14 protein-coding genes and 1 pseudogene are annotated in these 16,574 nt (G+C 57.3%); 3 read left to right on the top strand and 12 right to left on the bottom strand.

What is annotated here, in order from left to right; translation table 11 throughout:
• Positions 1 to 348: 348 nt before the first annotated feature.
• Positions 349 to 646: pseudogene (locus GSVR_RS20045) on the top strand (integrase core domain-containing protein); the annotation flags it as partial.
• A gap of 102 nt (positions 647 to 748) precedes the next feature.
• Here the strand turns inward: GSVR_RS20045 and GSVR_RS20050 are convergent.
• From GSVR_RS20050 to GSVR_RS20100, 11 genes are all read right to left on the bottom strand, one after another.
• Complete coding sequence (locus GSVR_RS20050) at positions 749 to 1,513, bottom strand: pentapeptide repeat-containing protein (RefSeq protein ID WP_173195590.1); 765 nt, start codon at positions 1,511 to 1,513, stop codon at positions 749 to 751.
• Positions 1,514 to 1,533: 20 nt separating this feature from the next.
• Positions 1,534 to 2,472 carry a M48 family metallopeptidase gene (locus GSVR_RS20055; protein WP_173195592.1) on the bottom strand — a complete coding sequence of 313 codons (939 nt, stop codon included), beginning with the start codon at positions 2,470 to 2,472 and terminating at the stop codon, positions 1,534 to 1,536.
• Positions 2,473 to 3,032: 560 nt separating this feature from the next.
• Positions 3,033 to 4,286 carry a uracil-xanthine permease family protein gene (locus GSVR_RS20060; RefSeq protein ID WP_173195594.1) on the bottom strand — a complete coding sequence of 418 codons (1,254 nt, stop codon included), beginning with the start codon at positions 4,284 to 4,286 and terminating at the stop codon, positions 3,033 to 3,035.
• Positions 4,287 to 4,505: 219 nt separating this feature from the next.
• Positions 4,506 to 5,132, bottom strand: coding sequence for a uracil phosphoribosyltransferase (gene upp / locus GSVR_RS20065; RefSeq protein WP_173195596.1), 627 nt, complete (start codon positions 5,130 to 5,132; stop codon positions 4,506 to 4,508).
• A 149-nt stretch (positions 5,133 to 5,281) separates the two neighbouring features.
• Positions 5,282 to 5,863 carry an HD family hydrolase gene (locus GSVR_RS20070; protein WP_173195598.1) on the bottom strand — a complete coding sequence of 194 codons (582 nt, stop codon included), beginning with the start codon at positions 5,861 to 5,863 and terminating at the stop codon, positions 5,282 to 5,284.
• Between the two features lie 133 nt (positions 5,864 to 5,996).
• Positions 5,997 to 7,253: a glutamate-5-semialdehyde dehydrogenase gene (locus tag GSVR_RS20075; protein ID WP_173195600.1), complete on the bottom strand. Its 1,257-nt coding sequence runs from the start codon at positions 7,251 to 7,253 to the stop codon at positions 5,997 to 5,999.
• A 206-nt stretch (positions 7,254 to 7,459) separates the two neighbouring features.
• The gene (locus GSVR_RS20080) at positions 7,460 to 8,260 is read right to left on the bottom strand and encodes an NAD(+)--dinitrogen-reductase ADP-D-ribosyltransferase (RefSeq protein ID WP_173195601.1); all 801 of its coding nucleotides are present in this window, start codon (positions 8,258 to 8,260) and stop codon (positions 7,460 to 7,462) included.
• A gap of 66 nt (positions 8,261 to 8,326) precedes the next feature.
• Complete coding sequence (locus GSVR_RS20085; RefSeq protein WP_173195603.1) at positions 8,327 to 8,656, bottom strand: NifB/NifX family molybdenum-iron cluster-binding protein; 330 nt, start codon at positions 8,654 to 8,656, stop codon at positions 8,327 to 8,329.
• A 261-nt stretch (positions 8,657 to 8,917) separates the two neighbouring features.
• Positions 8,918 to 9,181: a ferredoxin III, nif-specific gene (fdxB, locus tag GSVR_RS20090; protein WP_173195605.1), complete on the bottom strand. Its 264-nt coding sequence runs from the start codon at positions 9,179 to 9,181 to the stop codon at positions 8,918 to 8,920.
• Positions 9,182 to 9,252: 71 nt separating this feature from the next.
• Entirely contained in the window at positions 9,253 to 9,639 is a 387-nt protein-coding gene (gene nifX / locus GSVR_RS20095) for a nitrogen fixation protein NifX (RefSeq protein ID WP_173195607.1), read from the bottom strand.
• Positions 9,640 to 9,833: 194 nt separating this feature from the next.
• Positions 9,834 to 12,620: a bifunctional nitrogenase iron-molybdenum cofactor biosynthesis protein NifEN gene (locus GSVR_RS20100; RefSeq protein WP_173195609.1), complete on the bottom strand. Its 2,787-nt coding sequence runs from the start codon at positions 12,618 to 12,620 to the stop codon at positions 9,834 to 9,836.
• A 455-nt stretch (positions 12,621 to 13,075) separates the two neighbouring features.
• Between GSVR_RS20100 and GSVR_RS20105 the strand changes: the two genes are divergently transcribed.
• Together GSVR_RS20105 and GSVR_RS20110 are read left to right on the top strand one after the other, a co-directional pair.
• A complete protein-coding gene (locus GSVR_RS20105; RefSeq protein ID WP_173195611.1) occupies positions 13,076 to 13,531 on the top strand; it encodes a response regulator in 456 nt (151 codons plus the stop codon).
• The gene (locus GSVR_RS20110; RefSeq protein WP_173195613.1) at positions 13,531 to 15,156 is read left to right on the top strand and encodes a SpoIIE family protein phosphatase; all 1,626 of its coding nucleotides are present in this window, start codon (positions 13,531 to 13,533) and stop codon (positions 15,154 to 15,156) included. The genes GSVR_RS20105 and GSVR_RS20110 overlap by 1 nt, the downstream gene beginning before the upstream one ends.
• 3 nt (positions 15,157 to 15,159) lie before the next feature.
• Here GSVR_RS20110 and GSVR_RS20115 read toward each other — a convergent pair whose 3' ends face one another.
• Positions 15,160 to 16,389: an MFS transporter gene (locus GSVR_RS20115; protein ID WP_173195615.1), complete on the bottom strand. Its 1,230-nt coding sequence runs from the start codon at positions 16,387 to 16,389 to the stop codon at positions 15,160 to 15,162.
• Positions 16,390 to 16,574: the final 185 nt, after the last annotated feature.

The raw sequence follows: 16,574 nt of genomic DNA on the forward strand, positions 1-16,574 counted from the left end.
CGAAGCCGGGGCGCGGTTCCAGGTCGGTCAGGGCCAGGGCAGGTATCCCAGCACCGCCGCCCGATCGACCAGCTCATCGACCGAGGCGGTTCTCAACCCGAGCAAGTAGTCGCTTTTGACGTGCAGAGGGATGAACATGATCCTTGCGCCACCGCTTCCGAAACCTTCTGCGGAGCATGCCCCGCTTCAGGAGTTCTCAAAGCATGTCATACATTTATTCAAGCCCATTTACCGGTGAAGTCAATATGTGTGTAGAGATGGTATTCGCCTGATTTTAAGAGGTGGCCATACCGCCCTTGAGGATTAAAGATGAAGTTGCTCAGACAACATCTTTCCATCAAGGAGGAACGGTATGACCATCATCCCTACGAACTGTTCTTGCAGCTCGAGGAAATTGAGCACCGGACTACCAAGGTCAGAAGGCCCCAGAGCAGCGGTTTCGTGGAGCGACTGCACAAAACCCTGCTGGATGAACACTTCCACGTTATGGGACGCACCACGTGGTACGAGTGAATTGATGAGATGCAGGCCGACTTGGAAGACTACTTCAGGCACTACAACTACGACCGGTCTCATCAAGCAGGAACATGAAGGTAGGACGCTTTACGTGGCTTTCATAGGGGCTTGCCAAAGGACGCTGAACTGAAGACTTGAAACTGGCAGCATAAATCCCGATCCCATTCAAGGACGACTGTCAGGTGATTACTATCTGTACACCAGAAGCATAAATTCCGTGAAAGAGCCTTAATCACTTTATACATACAGTGGTATCATCAACTATAGCCCCTGATTTTTTTAGCTCTTCACATGTATAAGACAAATCCATTATCTCATATTGTCGTGTTGAGACATTAAAGCCCCTTCCAGTTTTGAATACAGCATTGCTTATGTTGGCATTCCTAAAATCAGCACCATTTAAATTTGAATTTTTGAAATTTGTATGATCCAGTTCCGATTTTTTAAATACTACACCATTTAATGTCGAATCAGTAAAGTCTACATAATTTAGTTTTGCATACGACATATTTACGTTATTCATTTTAACAGATATAAATCGTGAATCGTTTAATTTTGCATTTTCAAAATTAGTATTTGATATAATTGAATTATTAAATCTACTTTTACTACCATCAATTGAATTCATATCAGTATTATCTATATTTGAATAAGTAAATCTTGCATTATCTAAATAAGCATCTTTAAAACTACTATTTGATATATTAGTTCTGTTCATAAGGACTTCATCTAAGTTTGCCCTATCGAAATATGCTCCTTTAATATTCGAATGATAAAAATCACATTGACCACATTCATTATGTTTTGTATTTGTCAAATTTGAATACCTGAATATAGCCTCATTCAAATCTATTTTCGTAAAATCATTTCCTGTATATTCAGAATTAGACAAATCACATTCCTTGCACTCACCGCCAGTTTTTAGTTTATCTATGTCGATTGCATACGATATATTTACATTTAAAATTAAAATAAATATCAAAAAAATAGTTTTCATAAACTGTCCTTTCGCTTTTGTTAGAATTTATAATCACACGCTTGTTCTAATCCCAATTCACAAGCTTTACGTAAATCACCAAAAGCAGCAGATGATTGGCTGTTTTTGTAGTATGTTTTTGCCCTTTCAAAATATATTTGGGGCTGATTAGGACTAATTTGTAAGGCCATAGCATAATCTTTTAGAGATTGTTGAATATTTCCATTGATTCTATTAACTATACCCCTTAATTTCAGCCCTTCAGAATCATTTGCATTTGCTTTCAGAATGAAATTTATATCATCTAAGGCAGGTGCGGTTTTACCTTTATAAATGTGCGCATTTGCTCTCAATACACGTGATTCATAGTGATCCGGCACATTAGTAATAATCTCAGTTGTGTAATATATGATAGCGTTTGGATCATTCCTGAATTTGCGACATTTAGCAATGTTGCGTTCTATCAATCTATTTTTTCTGCCATCAATGGTATCAGGATACAACTTTATTAAAACTGTGTTGTTTCCGACATCAACACCACTGCCGTTAGTAGTGTCAATTGCGCTAAATAATAAGCCTGCGGGTAATAAAAATGCACCAACAACGGCATTGCCAGCAATTGCGGCTTTATGTGATTCTGCGTAGATTGGCACAACTTCATTTACATATCCCGGTTTTGTTATATAAAGTTCATATGCTATTGCCCTGCGACCTTCATAAAGGCCATCTCCATGTGTATAATAGTTCAGATTATAAAGACCTTTTTTCCAATCGCTTACTTTAGCGAATTGTGCCTCAAAAGGCGTAATGCCACTCGATGCAATTTCTTTTTCTCTGAAGTTAAATACATCTACATATGCTCCGGCAGGTTCTGTAGATATTTTTACATTTTGCGGTTCTGGACTAGATGTCATAGTAGCACAGCCTGAAAAACAAATAATTATTGAAACAAAGGAACAAAATATCAGTGCCTTAGTCATACTGCCTCCAATTCATAGTTAATTTATATTGCTGATTAGCCAGATGATTTCCAGAAGGAAAGAAGCCGTGACAGGCCACCACCCCAGAAATACATCCCTCATTATCACAGGCTACTCTAATTTTAAAGATAATTTTAATCTAGCACGTGACCGTCCGGCCACATGAAAAGGCCAGCCTGTGACCTGAACGGCATGGTTTCGCTGTCGGTCTGCGTGACAAGACTCCGCAGCTGACGAAGGTATTTGAGCAATACCGCTTTATGCCGCGGTGCAGAATATGAAAGAGATCTTCCTGTAGTGGACCGGGACGAGTTATTGCGCTTTTTGCGCCTCCATGGTCTGTTTAAGGCGCAATTAGAGTTCTTCAAAACATCAGAGACCGACTGTTGCAGTTAATATGACCCACGAACAAATCACTGTTCCAAATCATTCTCAGCTGAAAAAACGAAAACCCGGCCTGAAAAGGCGGGGTTTGTCATTAGTCTGAAACGCTCCGGGGAGCGTCTTTCGCTTGTTATTTTTGATTCCGGAACACGAGGCAAGGCGGCACCTGAGCCCGCTCAGGGAAAGGCCGCAGGCTCGATATCCTTTTCCGTTTCTCCCGGAGGGAGGATCAGGTTGAGCAGCACTGCCAGCACGCCGCAGAGGCTGATCCCCTGCAGACTGAAGCTGCCGATGGTCACTCCCAGGCCGCCGATACCGGTGACCAGGGTGACGGAGATCAGGCAGAGGTTGCGCGGTTTCATCAGGTCCACCTTGCCGTCCATGATCGTCTTCAGACCGATACCGGCGATGGAGCCGAAGAGCAGGATCATGATCCCTCCCATGACCGGCATGGGGATGGTCTGCAGCAGGGCGCCGAACTTGCCGACAAAGGCCATCAGGATGGCGAAACCGGCGGCCCAGGTCATGATGGCCGGGTTGTAGTGGCGGGTGAGCATGACCGCACCGGTCACCTCGCCGTAGGTCGTGACCGGCGGACCACCGAACAGGCCGACGATGTTGACCGCCAGGCCGTCCCCCAACAGGGTGCGGTGCAGGCCGGGCTGCTCGGTGTAATCGCGCCCCACCACCGAGCCGATGGCCAGAATGCCCCCCACGTGCTCCACGATCGGGGCAATGGCCACCGGGATCATGAAGAGGACCGCCGCCAGGTTGAACTGAGGGTGGCCGAACTCCGGAACTGCCAGCCAGGGTGCGTTGATGACCTTGCTGAAATCCACCAGCCCCAGGAAGAGCGAGGTCACGTAGCCGACCGCCACGCCTACCAGGATCGGCACCAGCTTGAGCAGTCCACGGGCATGGATGGCGGTCAGCATGGTAGCGACCAGGGAGACGGTAGCCACGCCCAGGGCGGTGCCGTAGGGGACCACCTGGGTATCGCCGGCCTTGCCGGTGGCCATGTTGATGGCCACCTGGGCCAGTCCGAGGCCGATGACCATCACCACCGGTCCGATCACCACCGGCGGCAGGAGGCGCTGGATCAGGCCGACTCCCCGCCACTTGACCAGGGCGGCGGCCAGGTAATAGAAGAGACTGGCCGATGCCAGGGCGCCGAGAGTGGCGGGCATGCCCCAGGTTTTGACCGAGTAGATCACCGGAGCGATGAAGGCAAAGGAGGAGCCGAGGTAGATCGGCACCTGACGTTTGGTGCAGGCCTGAAAAACCAGGGTGCCGATGCCGGCCCCCAGCAGGGCCAGGCTCGGGTTGAGCCCGGTCAAAAGCGGAACAAGGACCGTAGCACCAAAGGCGACGAAAAGGATCTGGGCGCCGGAGAGGGCGGTACGCCAGACCGGTTCGGGTGATGTGGACATGATTCTCTTCTCCCCTAAAAAAACAGGCTATTGAAAAACCCAGGTTGTTCAAAAACAGTCAGATCGTCACAACCGCAGAGAGACCCACGGAGGCCAGTCCCTCTCTCTATCTCTCCCCCAGAGGGGGAGAGCATGCCTTGCCCTCTCCCTCTGGGAGAGGGATTGGGTGAGGGTAGCAGCGCTACGCCGCACACGAGATGGCCGTTTTTCAACGACCTGCTATTTGGTGCCGAAGATCTTGTCCCCGGCATCGCCCAGCCCGGGAAGGATGTAGCCCTGTTCATTGAGGCGCTCGTCGATGGAAGCCACGTAGATCTCCACATCGGGGTGGGCCGTGGTGACCCGCTCGATTCCCTCGGGCACGGCCACCAGAAAGAGCCCTTTGATCCGTCGGCAGCCGGTTGCCTTCAGCATCTCGATGGTGGCCACCAGCGAACCGCCCGTGGCCAGCATGGGATCGATGATAAGGGCAGTGCGCTCCTCCATGTCGCTGGTGAATTTCTCGTAATACGCCACCGGCTCCAGCGTTTCCTCGTTGCGATAAAGCCCCACCACACTCACCCTTGCGCTGGGGATCATGTCGAGCACTCCGTTCATCATGCCCAACCCGGCACGCAGGATCGGTACCACCGTGATCTTCTTTCCCTTGATCTGCCGAACGGAAACCGGGCCGGCCCAGCCGTCGACGGTGATGGTTTCTGTTTCCAGGTCCTTGGTGGCTTCGTAGGTCAGCAGGCGCGCCACCTCCGAGGCCAGTTCGCGGAACTGCTTCGTGCTCAGCTCGGCTTTGCGCATCAGGCCGAGTTTGTGCTGGATCAGGGGATGCTTGACTTCGTAGATCGCCACGTCCGGACTCCTTACAACCAAGGGTTTGATAAAACGGAACAACCATACAGCTCTGTCGGAGACAGGTCAAGCATCCGGATGTTCCGGGACAAGCTGCGGGCCGAATACGCGAACCTGCACGGCACACCGTGGTACAGTATCGAAAACCTTCACTCGATGCCGAACCACCCCGTGCGATGTTCCTCGGCGAGTCGCGCTTCCAGATAGATCCACAAGGCAGGACAGCCGGCCTTGATCGGCGGACCGATGCGCTGCACGACCCGTTCGTGGCTGATGCCGTTCTCCCGCCAGCTTTGCCCGTTGTTGGCGAGATTGAGCAAGGCAGGAATGGCCCTGTCCACAGCATGTGCAAAACGGGCTTCCGGGGTCTCGGCCTGCTCGAATTCAAGCCACAATGCCATGAATTCGGCACGCCGCGGCTCCGGCAGCATTCCGAAAATCCTCGTCACCGCCGCCAGTTCGGCGGCTTTCCGCTCTTCCCAGCCCTCCACCGCGAACACGATGGTATCCCCGGTGTCGATTTCACCGATATCGTGAACCAGCAGCATGGCGATTACCCGGTGGATGTCGATCAGTGTTTCGGCATACTGCACCAGAGAATACGCCAGAAGCGCTATCTGCCAGCTGTGTTCTGCAGAATTCTCATAACGGTCCAGCCCCAGCGGGCGGTTCTTGCGCGTTACCCCTTTGAGCTTGTCCAGTTCCAGAATGAAATCAACGATCTGCTGCATTATGTTTGCTCCGATCACACATATCGCTCTTTGAGTTCCCTGCGGAGAACCATTGCGACGAAAAAAAAGACGGGCACGCGGCCCGTCCATGAACTATGGCGAGGAAGGTTTTGCCGAACCACCACGGCAGGAATTACTCCCGCACCTGCCCATCCCCATAGACGATGAATTTGGTGGTAGTCAGGTCTTCCAGCCCCATGGGACCGAAGGAGTGTAACTTGGTGGTGGAGATACCGATTTCGGCTCCCAGCCCCAGCTGATTGCCGTCGTTGAAGCGGGTCGAGGCATTGATCAGCACGCAGGAGGAGTTGACCTCGCGGATGAAGCGCTGGGCATTGCCGTAGTCGGCGGTAATGATCGCCTCGCTGTGCAACGAGCCATAGCGGTTGATATGGTCGATGGCGGCATCCATATTGTCCACTACCCGGCAGGCCAGGATCAACTCCAGGTATTCGGCGGCCCAGTCCTCTTCCGTGGCAGGTTGTGCCGTGGGCGCGTAGCGGCGGAACTCCTCGTCGCCGCGCAGTTCCACCCCGAGCCCCTGCAACCTGGCGGCGATGCGGGGGATAAAGGCAGCGGCAACATCCTTGTGGATCAGCAGGGTCTCCAGGGCATTGCACACGCCGGGGCGCTGGACCTTGGCATTGACAACGATCGCCTCGGCCTTGTCGAAATCGGCCGCAGCATCCACGTACACATGGCAGACCCCTTTGTAGTGCTTGATGACCGGTATGCGCGAGTTCTCCACTACGAAGCGGATCAGGCTCTCCCCGCCGCGGGGGATGATCAGGTCGATGGTCTCCTCCTGCTTGAGCATCTCCAGCACCCCTTCCCGCTCGGTGAAGGGGATCAGCGACAGAGCTGCGGCCGGAATGCCCATGCCGCTCATGACCCCCTGCAGGATGCCGGCAATGGCGCAGTTGGAGTGGATCGCTTCGGAACCGCCGCGCAGGATCACGGCGTTGCCCGCCTTGAGACACAGGGCCGCCGCATCGGCGGTGACGTTGGGGCGCGCCTCGTAGATGATGCCGATCACCCCCAGCGGGATGCGCATTTTGCCCACCAGCAGGTCATTGGGACGCTTCCACATTTTGGTGACTTCCCCCACCGGATCGGGCAGGGCAGCCACCTCGCGCAGGGCGGCAGCCACTCCGGCGATGCGCTTTTCATCCAGCATCAGGCGGTCGAGCATGGCAGCGGAGAGCCCTTTGGCCCTGCCCGCTTCCAGGTCTTTGGCGTTCTCGGCCATCAGCAGGCCGGACCGCGCCTCCAGGGCAGCTGCCATGGCGGACAGCATCCGGTTTTTAGCCGCCGTGCCGAGCCGGGCCAGGGCGAGGGACGCCTGGCGGGCTTCTGCGGCAATCTGTGCAACTTGTGCGGCAATGGTCATGGGAATGAATCCTCCACGCGAAATTTCTTACAGAGCAATTCTGCGAATGTGCAAGTGTAGGACATAACCGGGGACCCTTCAAGCGAATTGATTATACGAGGGGAAGGGAGAGCGGAAGGATTGCAGTAATCCGGATTGCAGACAGGACGAAGCGAGGCAAGGCGTGCGGGTAGCCGAAGGCGCTTCGATCGGGGAATGGGAGAGGGTTACACTGTGCACATCACCTGCCGCACCAGGTACTCGCCGCCGATCACCAGGTACTCCCCCTCACCTTTCATGATGCTGCCCGGCAGCAGGTCGTTGTAAAAAAAGACCTTGCTGAGCGGCACGCACACATCCCAGACGGTCGAGCCGAACTCCCAGGCACGCTCCTCGTCCGAGGTGAACGAAACCAGGTTGTTCAGCCGCACGATCTGCTCGCGCCGGCTCACCTGCTCCAGCACCTGATGCTCGCCCGCATCGTAGGTGCCCCGGTAGAGTGTGATGGTGGCGGTGGGGTTTGCCGTTTCGGGGGAAATTTTGCGGAACAGCTCGTACTGGCAGTATTCGTAGAGCAGGTCGAGCTGCGACTGGATGGCATTGGTCCGGGCGCTGCCCTTCATCACATCCACGGAAAACTGGAAATAGGCTTCGCTGTGGATACCGGACACCGGTGCGCGGTGAAAGGTGGGGGGGATGCCCATGCGGCTTTCCACCCAGCGTTTGAGCACCGCCCCCTCGATCGAGTTGGAGTCCATCATCCAGCCGCGCAAAAAGCGCAGGTAGCTGTTCCTGATGCTTTTGCGGGCGGTCTCGGTCTGTTCCTGCCAGTGATGCAGCTGGAATTTCACCGACATGTAGTCGTTGAAAACGACCGCCCGCGCCTCCTGCGAATCGATGGTAGCGAGCTTTTCGAACAGAAAGCGGTTGGCCTCCTTGACCCCCTGGATCTCGAGCCGCTGGGGATGCCGGTTGAAGTGGCGCGAGGCGATCACCCAAGGGGGCTGATTGCAGTAGTTGAAGGACATGCTCGCTCCGCTCGCAGGTGGAGGTTGAGGTTAAGGTTGAGGATTTTTACTTAACCTTAACCTGCCTTACAAAATCTTCGCCAGCTCCATCAGCGTCATCTTGATCGGCCCGCTGGCCACGAACGGCTCGATTCCCATCCGCTCCAGTTCGCCACGGGGATGCTCCCCCATCTGGGCCGTTACCACCGCGCGGCAGCCGGCCAGGGCATCGACGATCCCCCTCAGCAGGTCTCCGCGCAGCGGGCTTTCCGGATCGAAGCTGCAGTAGCGCTCCACCTTCTTTTCGTCGACCAGGGCCGCCCGCTCCGCATCCACATCGTAGATCAGAAAACGCTCGGCATGACCGAAATGCTGGTCGATCTCCCTGCCGTCTTTGGAAGCAACCGCAATCAGCATACTCTTCCTCCTTTTACGACCGCGGCTTTTTGGCAACAGCTGTAGTGGCCTTCGCTCTTCGCATCACAGCTCGGCCATATGTCTCTTGTTGAAAAATCCGCAGCCGTTCAGGTCCTTACCACCGAAGTGACACGTTTCGGATTCTGGGAAGGTTTTGCAAAGCACCCGGCGGAGGCGTAGTACCCAACGGATATAAACAACGCTACGCCGCACAACGAGGAGCTCAAGCAAGGCCTTTCCAGGTTCCGGAAATTGCCGCTTCTACAAAACGACCGGTTCGAAGGTGAAGCACTTCTTCGAACAGGTCCTCCCGCACGCCTGGCAGCCGATGCAGTTGCCCGGGTTGGCAACCTTCATGAACATCTTGGCTGAATCGTCCTCATCCAGTTCCTCAAAGGCCAGCACGTCGTGGGCACAAACCTTGTAGCAGCGAGCGCATCCGATGCAGGTCTCCTCGTCGATCGACACGATGAACTCCGGGGTGTACTCGTTCTTGTTCCTTCTCATTCCGGTAATGTAAGCCATGTGCAGCTCCTCCGTTTTTATAGGTTGGAATAACGTTAAAGATTGTTGTCAACTCTGCCCAGTCCCTGTCCTCAGTCTTCCAGAAACGATGTGGCCTGCTCCTTGAGCATCGCTTTTCTCAGCCATGGGGGCGGATTGCCGCGCAGAACTTCCTGAAAGCGTTCCACTGTCTCTCTCAGGCTGACCTCGGTATTGGTCTTCATGGGGTGGATCTTCAGGGCCACCAGCTTGGCCGCGGCCGGTCCTCCGATTTGCATGGTGTAGACGATGGCGCACTCGGACAGCAGGTTGGCGCGGGCGGCGATCCGGTCCTCCTCATCCCCCCCGTGCTCGTCCACACTGACCGTCTTCAGAAAACGGGCTTCATCCGGTCCGACTTCCCAGATGTGAAAACTCCCGCTCTGACCAAAATGCATGTCAATCGTCTCACCGTTGCTGGTTGTAAAGGCAATTTTCATTGTTTCACCATCCTTTCCCGAACAAAAAAAAGACGCAGCCATTACTTCCGATGGCGGCGCCTTTGCCGTACGCTAGTATGTTACCCAATTCAAAGCATATCGCATGCCAACCTTCAAACCATCGTTTTGGCGGCATTTTGACATGAACCGGCCACCTAGCTGCTTACAAATTGTGCAGAAGCCGGGGAAACATCTCAATTATGCGCCAGTTTCTGCCCTTCTCTGGCATTGGCCTGGAACAGGTTGGCCACCTCGAATACCAGGTTCATGGTCCCACGGTACCCGACCCACATCTTCTGGTGAGCCCCCAGGCGGTCGAAGACCGGCAAGCCGGCCCGCAGATGAGCGCCAATGCCGAGTTTGGAGGCAGCTTGCCGGCCATTGCTGTTGGCCACCAGCAGGTCGGCGTCGACTGCAGCATTTTCCAGATCCTCCAGATCACCGACGAATACGTTTTCAGACGGCAGATCGTCCAATCCGCGGGTGCGTGTGGCGGAAAGAGCCGCCTGAATTTCGCAGCCCATGCCGTCCAGGAAACGGGTCAGGGTCTTGAGGTTGTCCGACTCCAGGGCCAGCGCTACCCGCTTGGTTCCGAACTGGTAGTGGCTGTCCACCATGGCGTCCGTCAGCCGGCTGCGCCAGCGGCGGTGTTTCTCGGGGATCGGCCGGCCGGAAATGGCAGCGAGCGTCTCCATGAAACGATCGGTTTCGGCCAGGCCGGTCAGCGAGCTGAAACCGTAGGCCGGGATGCCGAACCGATCCTTCAGCCTGAGCGCCGCCCGGGCCAGGGAATCGCCGACGTAGAGCGTTGCGGCACTGCGTCCCGCCCCCCGGATGGCATCCACCGGAATGCCGCCGGTAGAGAGCGGCGAGACCGACTCGTCGATGTGCCCGTCCATGGCATTGGAGAGATCGGGAATGGTCAGCACCGTCAAGCCGAATGATTCGACCAGTTCCTTCAACTCCTCCACATCGGCCGGGGTCAGGTGACTGCCGGGCAGCAGGTTGACCTGGCCGGGAACGGTCCATGCTTCGGAAGGGTCATGCTGCAGGGCGTCCCGATCGGCAGGGAGGCTTTCCAGGATTGCCTCCACAGCCGCGGCGTAGCCCTCCTGCAGCGAGCCGCAGTAATCGGGAGTAGAGGCGTGCACGATCGGAATCGCATCGAATTCCGGGTTCTCCTGGCGGAAGTGCACGATCGCGCTGCGGACGTCATCTCCCATGGTTTCGGTCAGGCCGGAGGTCATCACCCCCACCACGGCCGGCCGGAACTTCTCGATTACCCGCCGAATACCCTTTTTCAGGTTCTCCCAGCCGCCGAAGATGGCGGTGTCCTCGCTCATGGCAGTGGAGTTGAGGGGAATCGACTCTTTGTAGTGCCGGGAGAGCTGCAGGCGGATGAAGGTCGAGCAGCCCTGGGCGCCGTGCAGCAGCCCGAGCATGTTGTCTATGCCAAGGTAGGCCATGGTGGCCCCCAGGGCGGGCGAGTTCTTCTGCGGGTTGACCGTGGCACATTTGGAGGGAACCTTGACCCGTGAAAGCGAGATGTCCTCGGCCAGAAAGGTCTCGGCATGCCCGGCCGCGGCCGTCACATCCGCAGCCAGCTCAGCCTCCCCCTTTTCCCAGGGAGCCGGGGCGTTCAGCACCGGCCAGATCGGGTTGTTAACCGTCATGTCGAGCTGCTTGGCAAAGGTGACCATGCCTTCGTAGCCGGCATAGGGATGGGAGCGGCCATGGTTGATGTCAAGAAAGGGGGTGCGGGTCTTGAGGGCCAGAAACTTGGTCTTGCCTCCGGCCACGATCAGGTCGGGCAGTTTCTCGGCCATGACCGCCAGCAGTCCGGCCGTGGAGGTATCCTCGATGATCCTGGCATCCTTGTGCATCAGCCCCTTCATGCGGTAGAAGTCCTCCAGGGTCGAGTTCTGCGTGCCGGCCGCCAGGATCTCAACCCCCAGTTCCCGCAGGGAGTTGACCATGGACCAGGTCTTGACGCCGCCGGTGAACAACACTGCCGACTTGCCTTCCAGCCGCGCCCTGTAGGGGGCGATCCGCGCGCGGCAGGCCTCCTCCTCCTCTTCCAGCAGCCGTTCCACCCGGTCCTGCATGACCCGCTTCTCCAAGCCGCCCACGGCATCGTCCAGCTCCCGGGCGATGTCGCGCAGGGCCTTGGCCGTATCGGTCATGCCGTAGAAGGACTCCTCCAGGTAGGGCATGCCGAAGTTCTTTTGCATCTTCTTGGCCAGGTTGGTCAGGCTCTTGGAGCAGATGATGATGTTCAGCTTGGCGCGATGGGCGTAGCGCAGGTCGTCGAATTTTGCGTCGCCGCTGAAACAGGACAGGATCTGGATGCCGAGGCGATCGAAGAGCGGTTGCATGCCCCACAGGTCTCCGGCGATGTTGTACTCACCGATCAGATTGATGGGGTATTCCCCCAGCACCGGTGGTTCTGCCGTGCCGATCACGTACTTGAACAGGATTTCGCCTGCCAGACGGTTGCCGATGTTCTTGTCGCCGATGAAACCGGGGGTATTGACCGGTATGACCGGCATTGCAACCTTCTGCGCAGCGGCCAGGCAGACCGCCTCGACATCGTCGCCGGTCATGGCGGTCACGCAGGTGGCATAGACGAAGATCGCCCTGGCCTGGGAATAGCGCCCGGCCAGGTCGAGGATCGCCTTGTACAGCTTCTTCTCGCCGCCGAAGATCACGTCGTTTTCGAGCATCTCGGTGGTGAAACCGCGCCGGTAGAGCTGGGAGCCGCTGGAGCGGGCTCCACGGTTATCCCAGGAATTGCCGGCGCAGGCGATGGGGCCGTGCACCAGGTGGATCACATCGGTGATCGGCATCAACACCACCCGGGCGCCGTCATAGGCGCAGGAACGTTCGGCCCCTTCACCCGGTTCGGATTTCTTGCAGAATTTTGGAGCACCTTTTTCGTGGGTGGTACAGTCGCTTGCGTCGTAGTAGTCCGGTTTTGCCATAATGCACCTCAGCGGTTTCGTGCGATGAGTTTTCCCGGATGAAAAACAAAGGGCACCCCGTGCGTAGCATGGTTGGCGCCCTTGCCAATCTATTCGCGAAAACCGACCGTCAGTCGGATATTGCCTGCCGAAAGCTTCAGCATTTCGCGTGCCAAGTCAGCTGACACCTAAATCAGTCCTGATTTCAACTACCTGCACAAATAGCACTGTACAGGAGCAGCAAAGGTGCCTGCTTGTTGTGCAGATTCCGGAGCGTCGGCATGACCGGAACGATTCCGTGAGGAGGCGGCCCCTGCCGATCCCGGGCCGGCTGGATATCGAAGCGGTTTTGATATATGATTTTTAGGTACCGTTCGTACCAAAAGCCGTGCGTATCCGGCAATGCGGGGAACTGCGACAGTTTTTCCGCCGGGTCGCCTGCCGCCTTCACGCGAAGGGAGAGGAGGAACCGAGGGATGGCTCAATCGAAACGTATCCTGCTGGTGGAAGACAATCCCCATGATGCCGAACTGGCCATGGAGGCACTCGCCAGGCATGGCCTGGCAAATACCGTCGATCACGTGAAAAGCGGTGAAGATGCCCTGGATTATCTCTACCGGCGCGGCAGCTACGCTGGCGGCGACATCAGGAACCTGGCGGTGGTCATGCTCGATCTCAACCTGCCCCGGATGGGGGGCCTGGAAGTGCTGCGCACCATCAAGTCCGACCAGCACCTGAAGGGTATTCCAGTGGTGGTGCTGACCTCCTCGCGGGAAGAACGGGATATGGTTGAAAGCTACCGGCTGGGGGTCAACAGCTACGTGGTGAAGCCGGCATCTTTCCAGGATTTCGCCAACGCCGTCAAGGAACTGGGGATATTCTGGGCCGTTACCAACGAACCGCCTCCGGTGCACAGGAAAGACCGGCCATAATGAAACAGCCTCTACGGATTCTCCACCTGGAAGACAACCCGGTCGATGCAGAACTGGTGCAGGTCACACTGACCCGGGAAGGGATTGCCTGCGAAATGCTGGTGGTGGAGACCCGTGCCGATTTCCTGGCCGCCCTGGGACGGGCGGAAATCGATCTGATCCTGGCCGACTTGACCCTGCCCTCCTTTGACGGCATGAGCGCTCTGGCCATTGTCAGGCAACACTATCCAGAACTGCCGTTCGTATTCGTCTCCGGCAGCCTAGGGGAAGAGGCTGCCATAGAAACGCTCAAAAGCGGCGCCCGGGATTATGTCCTCAAAAGCCGGCTCGCCCGGCTTGCTCCCGCGGTACGCCGCGCCCTGAGCGAGGCCGAGGAGCGTACCGAACGCAGGAGGACCCAGGAAAAACTGGCGCAGGCTTATGCCGAAATCCATCAGCGTGCCGAAAGCTACCAGAGCCTGTTCAACAGCATCCGCGACGTGATCGTGGTGACCGACAACCAGCGCAGGATCGTTCAGGTCAACCAGCCGGCACTGCGGGAGGTTTTCGGCTACGAGTCCGACGAGGTGGTAGGCCGGGGCACGGAGTTGCTCTACGCCGACCCGCAGGAATACCAGCTGACCGGTCAGGAGGTATTCGACCTGCACAATCCTGCCAGGGGCAGGATCATGGAGCTCCGCTTCAGACGCAGGAACGGTGAGACCTTCATTGGCGAGATGTATGCGCTGAAACGCCTGGACAGCTCTGGCGCCGCGACCGGCAACATCGGCATGATCAGGGATATCAATGAACGCAGGAAGGCAGAAGAGGCGTTGCGCGAAAGCGAGATGCGACGCTATCAGCTCCAGGTGGAGCTGCACTATGCGGCTGAGATCCAGGCCAAACTTCTGCCGCGCAACGGCCCCGACATCCCCGGTTTCGATGTGGCAGCGCGTTGCCTGCCGGCCAAGCAGGTGGGGGGCGATTTTTTCGACTGGCAGGAGGTATGCGAGGGGGTCTGGGCCCTGACCCTGGGGGACGTGATGGGCAAGGGCATGGCGGCGGCCATGCTGATGGCGACAGTCAGGGCAGCGGTCCGCTCGGTCAGCCACAACCATCCTTCCCGAGCCCTGCAGCTGGCCGAAGCTGCTCTCCAGCACGATCTGGACAATTCCGAGAGCTTCGTGACGCTCTTCATGGGACAGCTCCACGCGGCCAGGCGCCGGCTGCTCTACGTGGACTGCGGCCACGGCTTCGCCTTTGTGCGGCGCCGGGACGGAACGGTCAGACGTCTGTTGCCGCGCGGCCTGCCATTGGGGGTGCCGGGAAGCAAAGCCTATCGCGAAGGCAGCGTGACCCTGGAAAAGGGGGATACCCTGGTGCTTTACAGCGATGGCCTGATCGATGCCCGCCCGGAACTGAAGCTGGACAGCCACCTGCTGGCGCGGCAACTGGAGGGAGCCGCCAGTGCCGCCGAGATGCTGGAGCGGCTGATCGGACTGACCGAACAACAGGGGCCCCAACCGGATGATGTCACCGTACTGGTGGCCCATTGTACTGCTGAACAGAGCCCGGTCCCTGAATGCATGGCTTCCGGTTCCTGCGGCAGCCACAACGAACCCATGCCGGGAACCGGAAACGAATAAGTATCATTCCCCTGTCGTTACCGGTCGCGGCAGGGTGCCGGCATACAACCCCGCACAGGCGGTCACCAGAGCTGACAGCAGATAGGCGCCGGAGAAGCTGCCGGCTGTGCCCGCCATCAGGCCGGCGCCGGCCGGGCCGATGGTCTGGCCCAGGGCAAAGAAGACCGTCACCGTGGCAAAGGCGGCGGCAGCCCGGGACGGACCGAGATAATCCCCCACGGCAGCCGCCATGATGGCCGGTATCGCGAACACCGCCAGACCGTACAGGGAGATCGAAACAGCCAGTCCGGCTCCGCCGAGCCTGAGTCCGGCCAGGAGGTAGGCGGCGGTCTGTACCGCAAACACCAATGCCAGACCCCGTTTACGCCCGATCCTGTCCGAGAGGGACCCGAACCCCACCCCGGAAAATACGCTGAACACCCCCACCCACGACCAGTACAGACCGGCGCGCGCCTCGCTGAAACCGTACTCCTTCACCATGGTGGCGACGATAAAGGTGCCGTACACCATGAAGGTGGCACCGAATGCCAGGTATAGCAGCCCCAGACGCGGCAGAATGCCGCGGGTGTTGCCCTCCCCGCACGGTACGGTCGGTTCATGGGGTGGCTGACGGCCGACCGGCTCCAGTCCCATTTCGGAAGGGTGATTACGCAGAGTCAAACCGGCGCACACAGCCGCTGCCATCGTAATCAGCCCCAGCAGCAGCCAGCCGCTGCGCCAGCCCTCGACACCCTGGCTGCGGTTGAGCAGCGGGATCAGATATCCGGCACAGACGATGGCAGCGCCGTTTCCGCCGATCACCAGCCCGGCTGCCTTGCCGCGCTGTTCACTGTGGAACCAATAGGTCACCAGTGCCATCATCGGGATATTGGCGAATCCTCCCCCAAAGCCGACCAGCATGTAGAGGAAAGCAATGGCACGGAAACCATGGCTGCGGCTGATGACCAGCATGCAGACCGCAATCAGGAGCAGTCCCGCTGAGATCATGACACGGGGGCGGAAACGGTGGATCAGGGGTGGGGCCAGCAGAACCGCCAATAGATAACCGGTGAAGTTGGCGGTTCCGATGAAGCCCATCTGCCTGTAGGCCAGACCCAGCCCCGCCTGCATGCCGGGCAGCAGCATGGTGTAGGCGTAACGGGCCAGCCCGAGACAGGAAAAAAGCACCAGCGTGCCGGTGGCTGCGATGATCCAGCCGTAATGGATGCGCCCCTTGCAGGGAACGGGTTTCATGGTGCGCTCGCGGAAACTGTGGGAGTCGAAAGCACCTCAGGGTATCCCCTCTATCCCAGCCGGTCAAGGCCATTTCCTGGGACGGGAACAGTGCTGCCGCGGCCGCTCTGAACGTTGCAGACCGGACGTCGCGGCACGGCAGGCGTCCGGACTGCGCCAGTATGTGTTTCGTCGTTCCCGGGGGC

It is taken from the genome of Geobacter sp. SVR, assembly GCF_016865365.1.
GTDB lineage: Bacteria > Desulfobacterota > Desulfuromonadia > Geobacterales > Pseudopelobacteraceae > Pelotalea.

Coding starts and splice junctions, on each gene's coding strand:
- GSVR_RS20050 (WP_173195590.1), bottom strand. CDS start 1,513: ATGAAAACTATTTTTTTGATATTTATTTTAATTTTAAATGTAAATATA.
- GSVR_RS20055 (WP_173195592.1), bottom strand. CDS start 2,472: ATGACTAAGGCACTGATATTTTGTTCCTTTGTTTCAATAATTATTTGT.
- GSVR_RS20060 (WP_173195594.1), bottom strand. CDS start 4,286: ATGTCCACATCACCCGAACCGGTCTGGCGTACCGCCCTCTCCGGCGCC.
- GSVR_RS20070 (WP_173195598.1), bottom strand. CDS start 5,863: ATGCAGCAGATCGTTGATTTCATTCTGGAACTGGACAAGCTCAAAGGG.
- GSVR_RS20075 (WP_173195600.1), bottom strand. CDS start 7,253: ATGACCATTGCCGCACAAGTTGCACAGATTGCCGCAGAAGCCCGCCAG.
- GSVR_RS20080 (WP_173195601.1), bottom strand. CDS start 8,260: ATGTCCTTCAACTACTGCAATCAGCCCCCTTGGGTGATCGCCTCGCGC.
- GSVR_RS20085 (WP_173195603.1), bottom strand. CDS start 8,656: ATGCTGATTGCGGTTGCTTCCAAAGACGGCAGGGAGATCGACCAGCAT.
- fdxB (WP_173195605.1), bottom strand. CDS start 9,181: ATGGCTTACATTACCGGAATGAGAAGGAACAAGAACGAGTACACCCCG.
- nifX (WP_173195607.1), bottom strand. CDS start 9,639: ATGAAAATTGCCTTTACAACCAGCAACGGTGAGACGATTGACATGCAT.
- GSVR_RS20100 (WP_173195609.1), bottom strand. CDS start 12,620: ATGGCAAAACCGGACTACTACGACGCAAGCGACTGTACCACCCACGAA.
- GSVR_RS20105 (WP_173195611.1), top strand. CDS start 13,076: ATGGCTCAATCGAAACGTATCCTGCTGGTGGAAGACAATCCCCATGAT.
- GSVR_RS20110 (WP_173195613.1), top strand. CDS start 13,531: ATGAAACAGCCTCTACGGATTCTCCACCTGGAAGACAACCCGGTCGAT.
- GSVR_RS20115 (WP_173195615.1), bottom strand. CDS start 16,389: ATGAAACCCGTTCCCTGCAAGGGGCGCATCCATTACGGCTGGATCATC.